This window comes from Streptomyces sp. NPDC001492 (genome assembly GCF_053597275.1).
Genome location: NZ_JBSFHW010000035.1, coordinates 108,752 through 118,005, shown reverse-complemented (window position 1 = coordinate 118,005; position 9,254 = coordinate 108,752). Strand labels below are relative to the sequence as shown.

Genomic DNA, 9,254 nt, shown 5'->3' with positions numbered 1-9,254 from the left:
CTGTCCTGGGTGCCCGGCCAGGGCAGCGGGCTGCACGACCACGGCCCCTCCTCCGGTGTGCTGACCGTCCTGGAGGGCACGCTGACCGAGCGCACCGAGCGGGGCACGCGCGCGTTGGGCGCGGGCGCGCAGCGCGTGTTCGCTCCGGGGTATGTGCACGAGGTCGTCAACGACGCGCTGGAGCCGGCGGTCAGCCTGCACGTCTACTACCCGGGCCTGACGCAGATGCCGATGCACACGGCCTGCACGGCGGCCCCGGCCGCGTACGACGAGGTCGACGCCGTAACCGCCTGACGCGTTGTCGTACCCGCCTGTAAGACTTGGCCCATGCGCATTGTGGTTCTGGCAGGCGGCATCGGTGGTGCCCGGTTCCTGCGCGGTCTGAAGCAGGCCGTGCCGGACGCGGACATCACCGTCATCGGCAACACCGGGGACGACATCCACCTCTTCGGACTGAAGGTCTGCCCGGACCTCGACACGGTGATGTACACGCTCGGCGGCGGTATCAACGAGGAGCAGGGCTGGGGGCGGGCCGAGGAGACCTTCCATCTCAAGGAGGAGCTCGCGGCGTACGGCGTGGGGCCGGAGTGGTTCGGGCTCGGCGACCGGGACTTCGCCACGCACATCGTGCGGACGCAGATGATCGGCGCCGGGTATCCGCTGAGCGCGGTGACGGAGGCGCTGTGCGACCGGTGGAAGCCGGGCGTGCGGCTGATCCCCATGACGGACGACCGGGTCGAGACCCATGTGGCCGTCGAGGTCGACGGTGAGCGCAGGGCGGTGCACTTCCAGGAGTACTGGGTGCGGCTGCGGGCCTCGGTGCCGGCCGAGGCGGTCGTGCCCGTCGGGGCGGAGCAGGCGAAGCCGGCGCCGGGGGTGCTGGAGGCGATCGCGGAGGCGGACGTGGTGCTGTTCCCGCCCTCGAACCCGGTGGTCTCCATCGGCACGATCCTCGCCGTGCCCGGCATCCGTGAGGCGATCGCCGAGGCCGGGGTGCCCGTCGTCGGCCTCTCCCCCATCGTCGGGGACGCGCCCGTGCGGGGCATGGCCGACAAGGTGCTCGCGGCGGTCGGCGTGGAGTCGACGGCCGCGGCGGTGGCCGAGCACTACGGCTCGGGGCTGCTCGACGGCTGGCTCGTCGACACCGTGGACGCGGGCGTCGTGGAGCGGGTCGAGGCCGCCGGGATCCGGTGCCGGGCCGTACCGCTGATGATGACCGACACCGAGGCGACCGCGCGGATGGCACGTGAGGCCCTGGCACTGGCGGAGGAGGTGCGGGTGCCTTGAGCGACGGGATGTCCGAGGACACGGGCGGGTGCGGCGGCGCGGACGGGTACCGGGTCTGGGCCGTGGGCGGGATTCCCGAGGTACAGCCGGGCGACGACGTGGCCAAGCTGATCGCCGCCGCCGAGCCCGGGCTGGTCGACGGGGACGTGTTGCTCGTCACCTCGAAGATCGTGTCCAAGGCGGAGGGGCGGGTCGTCGAGGCGGGCGACCGGGAGTCCGCGATCGATGCCGAGACCGTGCGGGTCGTGGCGCGGCGCGGGGCCCTGCGGATCGTCGAGAACCGGCAGGGGCTGGTGATGGCCGCGGCAGGGGTCGACGCCTCCAACACCCCCTCCGGCACGGTGCTGCTGCTGCCGGAGGATCCCGACGCGTCCGCCCGGGCGATCCGGGAGGGGCTGCGGGACGCCCTGGGCGTCAACGTCGGGGTCCTCGTCACCGACACGTTCGGGCGGCCCTGGCGCTCGGGGCTCACGGATGTCGCGATCGGCGCCGCCGGGGTGCACGTACTCGACGATCTGCGCGGGGGCACGGACGCGTTCGGCAATCCGCTCAGCGCGACGGTCGTGGCGACGGCGGACGAGCTGGCCGCCGCCGGCGATCTGGTCAAGGGCAAGGCCGCGGGGCTGCCCGTCGCCGTCGTGCGCGGGCTGCCGCACGTGGTCGCGGAGGACGACGGGGAGGGGGCGCGGGCCATGGTGCGCGGCGGGCGCGACGACATGTTCCGGCTGGGGACGTCCGAGGCGATAAGGACGGCGGTGACCCAGCGGCGTACCGTGCGGGCCTTCACCGACGAGCCCGTCGACCCCGGTGCCGTACGGCGGGCGGTCGCGGCGGCCGTGACCGCGCCGGCGCCGCATCACACGACGCCGTGGCGGTTCGTGCTGCTGGAGTCGCAGGACGCGCGGACCGGGTTGCTGGACGCCATGCGCGACGCCTGGATCGCTGATCTGCGGCGGGACGGGAAGAGCGAGGAGTCCATCGCCAAGCGGGTGCGGCGGGGGGACGTGCTGCGGAATGCGCCGTACCTGGTGGTGCCGTGTCTCGTGATGGACGGGTCGCACGCGTACGGGGACGCCCGGCGGGACGGGGCCGAGCGGGAGATGTTCGTGGTCGCCGCGGGGGCGGGGGTGCAGAACTTCTTGGTGGCGCTGGCCGGGGAGCGGTTGGGGTCCGCGTGGGTTTCTTCGACGATGTTCTGCCGGGATGTGGTGCGGGAGGTTCTGGGGCTGCCCGGGGACTGGGATCCGATGGGGGCCGTGGCGGTCGGGCATCCGGCGGAGGAGCCCCGGCCTCGGCCGCAGCGGGACCCTGCTGCTTTCGTCGAGGTGCGGTGACGCTCCGCCGGATGCGCCGGGTGCCTACGGTTCGGGCGTTCTGGGTTCGTGCGCGACTGCGGGTGAGTGGTGGGTCTTCGCGCCCACGCGGCGGAGCCGCATGTTGATACAGTCCCGCGCCCCTGAAAGCGCACACCGACGCTCGTATGCACGGCCTAGTCTCGTAAGGCAACCCCCGACCCCCTAGGAACTCACCCGTGGCAGGACGGTTCTCTCCCCGGCCCACCCGTACGACCGTGCGCGGTGGGCATGTTGCCGTGCCTGCGCGGGGTGGTGTGCCTCGGCAGGCCGTGGCGCCCGGGCGGGTGCGGACCGTCGTACCGGACGGGCCGCTTGATCTTGGGCTGGTGCTGGGGCCGCTTCGGCGCGGTGGTGGGGATCCGACGTTTCGGGCCATGCCCGACGGGTCCGTGTGGCGGGCCAGTCTGACCCCCGGTGGGCCCGGGACGCTGCGGGTCTCCGTGTGCGGGAGTGAGGTCCGTGGAGAGGCCTGGGGGCCCGGGGCCGAGTGGTTGCTGGAGCAGTTGCCGGAGCTGCTGGGGGGCGCGGACGAGCCGGATGCGTTCGTGCCGCGGCACCGGGTGGTCGCGCACACGGCGCATCGGCGGCCGGGGCTGCGGCTGACGCGGACCGGGCTGGTGCTGGAGTCGCTGATCCCCTCGGTTCTGGAGCAGAAGGTCACGACCGGGGAGGCGTACCGGGCGTGGCGGCTGCTGGTGCGCAAGTACGGGGAGCCGGCGCCGGGTCCCGCTGCGGGCGGGCGGCTGTGGGTGATGCCGGGGCCGCGGACCTGGGCGTTGATTCCCTCGTGGGAGTGGCACCGGGCCGGGGTCGACAACAAGAGGGCGTCGACGATTCTGCGGGCCGTGAAGGTCGCTGCGCGGCTGGAGGAGGCGGTCGGGATGGAGCCGGCGGCCGCGCAGGCGCGGTTGGAGGTCGTGCCGGGGATCGGGCCGTGGACGTCGGCGGAGACCGTGCAGCGCAGTCATGGGGCGGCGGATGCGGTGACCGTGGGGGATCTGCATCTGCCGGGGATCGTGGGGTGGGCGCTTGCCGGGGACCGGGATGCTGATGATGCGGCGATGTTGGAGTTGTTGGAGCCGTATGCGGGGCAGCGGCATCGGGCCGCGCGGTTCATTCTGTTGAGTGGGCGTACGCCGGCGCGGCGGATGCCGAAGATGCCGAAGACCGACATCGGGCTGTTGTAAGGGGCCCGGAGTCGGGGCTGGGCCGGGGCGGGTGCACTTGCCCGCGCTTGCGGGGTGCCGCCTGCGCCCACCCGTGCCGCCCCAGGCGGCACGCATGCCCGCAGGCTACCGGCTACCGGCCTACCGGCGGCATGTGGGGCGCAGCACGGCACCCCCGCAGGCCACCGGGCTTCGCGGGGGCACCGGCGTGGGCCCCTCCCGTGCTACTGGTCCGAAGAGAAGCGCACCGAGCCTGAGGGGATTCGGGCGTCGCACCACACTCGTACGCCGTCGCGCAGTTCGTTGTCGGCGCCGATGACCGCGCCGTCGCCGATGACCGTGCCGGTGAGGACGGAGCGTTCGCCGACGCGGGCTCGGGTGCCGATGAGGGAGTCGGTGATGACGGCGCCGGGTTCGATGACGGCGCCGGGAAGGATCGTCGAGCCGAAGACCCGCGCGCCCTCCGCCACGAACGCGCCCTCGCCCACCACCGTGCCGCCCGTCAGCTTGGCGTCCGGGGCGACCCTCGCCGTCGGCAGGATCAGGCGGTCGCCGCAGCGGCCGGGGACGGCCGGGGACGGGGCCCGGCCCAGGACGAGGTCGGCGGAGCCGCGGACGAAGGCCGCCGGGGTGCCGAGGTCCAGCCAGTACGTCGAGTCGACCATGCCCTGCAGATGGGCGCCGGCGGCGAGGAGCTCGGGAAAGGTCTCGCGTTCGACCGAGACCGGGCGGCCCGCGGGGATCGTGTCGATGACCGAGCGGCGGAAGACGTACGCCCCCGCGTTGATCTGGTCGGTGACGATCTCCTCGGGGGTCTGCGGCTTCTCCAGGAAGGCGAGGACCCGGCCGGTCTCGTCGGTGGGGACCAGGCCGTAGGCGCGTGGGTCCGTCACCTTGGTGAGGTGGAGGGAGACGTCGGCGCCCGTCTTCTGGTGGGTGTCGACCAGGGCGCGGATGTTCAGGCCGGTGAGGATGTCGCCGTTGAAGACGAGGACCGGGTCGTCGGGGCCGGAGTGCAGGCGGGACGCGACGTTGCGGATGGCGCCGCCCGTACCGAGGGGCTCCTCCTCCGTCACGTACTCGATGTGCAGGCCCAGGGACGAGCCGTCGCCGAAGTACGGCTCGAAGACCTCGGCCAGATAGGACGTGGCCAGGACGATGTGGTCGACACCCGCCGCTCTGGCTCTCGCCAGCTGGTGGGTGAGGAACGGGACGCCGGCCGCACGGACCATGGGCTTCGGCGTGTGGACCGTGAGCGGCCGCAGCCGGGTGCCCTTACCGCCGACCAGGAGGATCGCTTCTGTCACCTGTCGTCTCTGCTTCCTGCCGGGACCGGCCGAACTGTCTTTCGGCCGGCCAGTTTATGCAGACCGTCGTGTGGCGATTTCGACGGCCGTGCGGCGTTCCGCGGTTCCCTCCGGTGCCCCCGTGGTGTGCAACGCGCCTCCGTGTCCAACTCCCTTGCAGGGTCCGGCAGTCGCTCAGCGTCGGCCCTGGTGGTGCGCGGCGGTGGAGCGGATCGTGCCGAGCTTTCGGTAGAGCTGCCAGCCCGGGCACGCCGTGGGGTAGCCGTCACGGTGGCCGGAGATCACATTCATTCGGACGTTCTTGCCCTTTGGGTAGAGATTGCCACCGCTCGACTTCAGATATGTCTTTCCTCGTGGATTGGCACCGTAGAGGCCCAGTTTCCAGGCGGTGAGCCGGGCGATGGCCTTCAGGACGACCGCGGGCGGCTTGCTCTTGCTGAAGTTGCCGATGACGGCGATGCCCATGCTGTTGTTGTTGAAACCGAGGGTGTGGGCGCCCCTGACCGCCTTCGCCACTCCCCCGGCGCGGCCCTCGTAGATGGTTCCGCACTTGTCGACGAGGAAGTTGTAGCCGATGTCGCGCCAGCCCATGCTCACCACGTGGTAGCGGTAGATGGCACGGATGACGGAGGAGGCCTGCGAACAGCGGTAGGTGTTGCCGGACGACGTGTGGTGCACGAACGCCGCCTTGACCTTCTTCGTGTAGGCGAACCCCCTCTCACGCAGATCCTCGTCCGCGCCCCAGCCCCGACGCGTGACGATGCGCGGGCGGGGGCCGATGTGCGACTTCTTGCGCTGACTCGCCGTCAGCTCGTGCCCGCGCAGCGTCCGCATCTCCCGCACGGTCGCGGACTTGCTCAGCGCGGGGATCACGGTGGCGCCGAGCGGGACGAGATCGGCGTTGGCGGTGGACGAGGCCAGGGCCTCCGCCGACTCGGTGTTGCCGGTCCCGGCACCGGGGGGCCCGGCCTGGCTGCCGTGCGGCACGATCGGCGCCGTACCGCGCATCGGGGCCTCGTCGCCGCCGTCGTCGGGGTCGCCCGGGTCGACGAGTTCCAGACGCAGGCCCGACGGGAGGGCCGCCGGTGCGGGGACGGCGCGGGTGCGCGGGGCGTGGTCCTGGGTACGGCGTCCGCCCTCGGCCCGGACCCGGACCTCCACCGCGTCCGAGTCGCCCACCCACAGCGGTGCGGTGGAGCCGCGGACACGGCCCGAGGTGCGCTCGGCGGTGCCGGGGTCCGCCGCGTCGTCGTTGTGCGTCTCCAGGCTGCGCCAGCCGGACCAGGCGCCGTTGCCGCTCGCGCGGGTGCGGACCTGGACCTGGCCGTGCAGTTCGGTGTTCGGGTTGTCCCAGATGACGCCGACCATCGAGAAGCGCCGTACGTCCCGCCGGGGCAGGCCCTGCTCCACCAGGGCCGTGGAGGCCGTGGAGCCGAGGGCGCGGGTGAGGGGGGTCAGCGGGGCGAGGGGCAGCGACTGGGTGCTGCCCCGGACGTCGGGCCGGGCGGGCCCCGGCGCGGATCCTGCGCCGCCGAGCGCGGCCCTCGCCGTCGCCACGGGGACCGGCAGGGTCAGCGGAAGGGCTAGGGCGGCCGCGCAGGCGACGCCGATCGAGGAGGCGATCGAGGAGGCAAGGAATCCACGCATGCTCCTGATCTTGGACATAGTCATACATATCTGTCTATCCCGGAATTGACGGACCGTCGGTTTTCGTTCCTCCGAACCGGTGGCCCCACCGAGGGGTGAGGGGGCGGTCGTCCGCGTACCCTTGCGCGGGTGAACGCCACCGACCGCACCCCTGCCGACCTGCTGCGTTCCGCGCTCGCCGCGGACCCCGGACGCCCCCTGGTGACCTTCTACGACGACGCCACGGGCGAACGTGTCGAACTCTCTGTGGCCACCTTCGCCAATTGGGTGGCCAAGACCGCCAATCTCCTCCAGGGCGACCTCTCCGCGGCCCCCGGCGACCGGGTCGCGTTGCTGCTGCCCGCGCACTGGCAGACCGCGGTGTGGCTGCTGGCGTGTGCGTCGGTGGGGGCGGTCGCCGATGTCGGCGGGGATCCGGCGACGGCCGACGTGGTGGTGAGCGGACCGGACACGCTGTCCGCCGCGAGGGCCTGCCGGGGGGAGCGGGTCGCTCTCGCCCTGCGGCCGCTGGGCGGCCGCTTCCCGCAGGCGCCGGACGGCTTCGTCGACTACGCCGTGGAGGTGCCCGGCCAGGGAGACCGGTTCGTGCCGTTCGCGGCGGTGGATCCCGACGAGGCCGGGCTGATCGTGGCCGGGCGGGAGTTCAGCGCGGCGGAGGTGGTCGAGCGGGCTCGGGCGGAGGCGGCGGAGCTGGGCCTCACCGGGCCGGGGTCACGGATTCTGTCCGGCTTGCCGTACGACACCTGGGAGGGGCTGAATGCCGGGCTGTACGGGCCGCTTGCCGGCGGGGGGTCCGTGGTGTTGTGCCGGCATCTGGAGCAGTTGGGGGAAGAAGGGCTGGCCAAGCGGGTCGAGAGCGAGCGGGTGAGTGTGGTGCGCCGCTGAGGGGTTCGTACGGCGGCGTAGCGGCTGCGGGTCCGTTGCGGCTTGTCGCGCCCACGCGGCGGAGCCGCACATCGACACAGCCCCGCGCCCCTCAGGAGCCGCTGCTGTCACCCACTCGGGTCAGCACCGCACGACCCCGCCGCCCCCGCCGGGCCATGGTCGTAAGAACTGCAGGTCGGCACTGCACGTTCGTACGCCGTGAGGGGGTGGAGCATGGCCCTGGGAGGTCGGCGGCGGCGGCGGTGGGTGCGGTTCGGGGGGCTTGCGGTCGGTGCCGTGGTGGTGGGGGCCGTCGCGGGCGGGCTGGTGGTGTACGCCAAGCTGGACGGGAACATCAGGGCCGACGACGCGGCCGCCCGGGAGCTCGCCCGGTACGAGAAGGAGCGGCCCACCTCGCTCGTCAAGGGCGCGCAGAACATCCTGCTGATCGGGTCGGACACGCGGGCCGGGGACGGGAACGCCCGGTACGGGCGGGACTCGGGGACCGAGCGGTCCGACACGACGATCCTGCTGCATCTCTCCGCGGGGCGGCACGCCGCCACCGCGATCTCGCTTCCCCGTGACCTGATGGTGGACATCCCCGCCTGTCTCCGGTCCGACGGGGACCGCTCCGAGCCGATGTTCGCGATGTTCAACTCCGCTTTCGAGACGGGTGGTTCGGCCTGCACCATCCGGACCGTGGAGAAGCTGACCGACATCCGCGTCGACCACCACATCGTCGTCGACTTCCACGGATTCAAGGAGATGGTCGACGCGGTCGACGGGGTCCAGGTGTGCCTGAAGAAGCCGATCGACGACAAGGCGGCCAGGCTGAAGCTGCCCGCGGGCCGGGTCACGCTCGACGGCGAGCAGGCCCTCGGGTACGTGCGCGCCCGCAAGTCCCTCGGCGACGGCAGTGACACCGACCGGATGGACCGTCAGCAGCGGTTCCTCGGGGCGCTCGTCAACAAGGTCCAGAGCAACGACGTCCTGCTGAACCCGGTGAAGCTCTATCCCGTGCTGGACGCCGCCACCTCGTCCCTCACCACCGACCCGGGGCTGGCGAGCCTGCGCGGGCTGTATCAACTCGTGCGCGGGTTGCGCGACATCCCCACGAGAGCGGTGCAATTCCTCACGGTTCCGCGGGAGTCGTACGTCTACGACGCCAATCGCGACCAGCTCGTGGAGCCGGAGGCGGAGAAGTTGTTCGAACGGGTGCGCAGGGACGAGCCGTTGGCGGTCACGGCGGAAGTTCCACGGGATTCCGACTCAAAAAGCCGTAATTCGACCACGAGCGGCAAGGAAAAGTCGTACGGATATTCGGGCGGGGATTCGTATGAGCAGTCGCACGACTACGGCCCGTACCGGCACGGCGACGGGAAGTCAGACGGAAAGCGGCACGGCGAGGCCGCTGCCTCCAGTTCGCCCGCGCCGACGTTCCGCGGGAACACCGCCGACGAGGACGGCTGCGGGTAGGGCGAGCATCAGCGCGACGAACAGTCGTCCCAAGAAAACCCAAAGAAATGGGCGGATTGCCCAGTTGTAGGGACGTGGAATTTGTCACCGGCGTCGCTCCACGCTGAACTGGCCGGATAGTGTGAGCGATCCGGTGCACCGGTCCGCCAGGT

At 72.1% G+C, this 9,254-nt stretch carries 8 protein-coding genes; 6 read left to right on the top strand and 2 right to left on the bottom strand.

The annotated features are described in order from the left end of the window. From ACWC1K_RS35465 to ACWC1K_RS35450, 4 genes are all read left to right on the top strand, one after another. The coding region (locus ACWC1K_RS35465) for a cysteine dioxygenase (RefSeq protein WP_450837031.1) at nucleotides 1–294 on the top strand (294 nt) is incomplete at its 5' end. Between the two features lie 33 nt (nucleotides 295–327). After that, nucleotides 328–1,287 (top strand): 2-phospho-L-lactate transferase, encoded by a 960-nt coding sequence (gene cofD, locus ACWC1K_RS35460; RefSeq protein WP_450837030.1) that lies wholly within the window; start codon nucleotides 328–330, stop codon nucleotides 1,285–1,287. Between the two features lie 8 nt (nucleotides 1,288–1,295). Then, nucleotides 1,296–2,621 (top strand): coenzyme F420-0:L-glutamate ligase, encoded by a 1,326-nt coding sequence (locus tag ACWC1K_RS35455; RefSeq protein ID WP_450837038.1) that lies wholly within the window; start codon nucleotides 1,296–1,298, stop codon nucleotides 2,619–2,621. Between the two features lie 197 nt (nucleotides 2,622–2,818). Continuing rightward, nucleotides 2,819–3,829 carry a DNA-3-methyladenine glycosylase family protein gene (locus ACWC1K_RS35450; protein WP_450837029.1) on the top strand — a complete coding sequence of 337 codons (1,011 nt, stop codon included), beginning with the start codon at nucleotides 2,819–2,821 and terminating at the stop codon, nucleotides 3,827–3,829. Nucleotides 3,830–4,032: 203 nt separating this feature from the next. Here the strand turns inward: ACWC1K_RS35450 and ACWC1K_RS35445 are convergent, their stop codons facing one another. Together ACWC1K_RS35445 and ACWC1K_RS35440 are read right to left on the bottom strand one after the other, a co-directional pair. After that, nucleotides 4,033–5,115 (bottom strand): sugar phosphate nucleotidyltransferase, encoded by a 1,083-nt coding sequence (locus tag ACWC1K_RS35445; protein WP_450837028.1) that lies wholly within the window; start codon nucleotides 5,113–5,115, stop codon nucleotides 4,033–4,035. Nucleotides 5,116–5,289: 174 nt separating this feature from the next. Continuing rightward, on the bottom strand, nucleotides 5,290–6,762 hold the full coding sequence (locus ACWC1K_RS35440; protein WP_450837027.1) for a peptidoglycan recognition protein family protein: 1,473 nt from the start codon (nucleotides 6,760–6,762) through the stop codon (nucleotides 5,290–5,292). Between the two features lie 129 nt (nucleotides 6,763–6,891). Between ACWC1K_RS35440 and ACWC1K_RS35435 the strand changes: the two genes are divergently transcribed. Next, on the top strand, nucleotides 6,892–7,647 hold the full coding sequence (locus ACWC1K_RS35435; protein WP_450837026.1) for a TIGR03089 family protein: 756 nt from the start codon (nucleotides 6,892–6,894) through the stop codon (nucleotides 7,645–7,647). 213 nt (nucleotides 7,648–7,860) lie between these two features. Further along, nucleotides 7,861–9,102 carry an LCP family protein gene (locus ACWC1K_RS35430; protein WP_450837025.1) on the top strand — a complete coding sequence of 414 codons (1,242 nt, stop codon included), beginning with the start codon at nucleotides 7,861–7,863 and terminating at the stop codon, nucleotides 9,100–9,102. Nucleotides 9,103–9,254 lie beyond the last annotated feature (152 nt).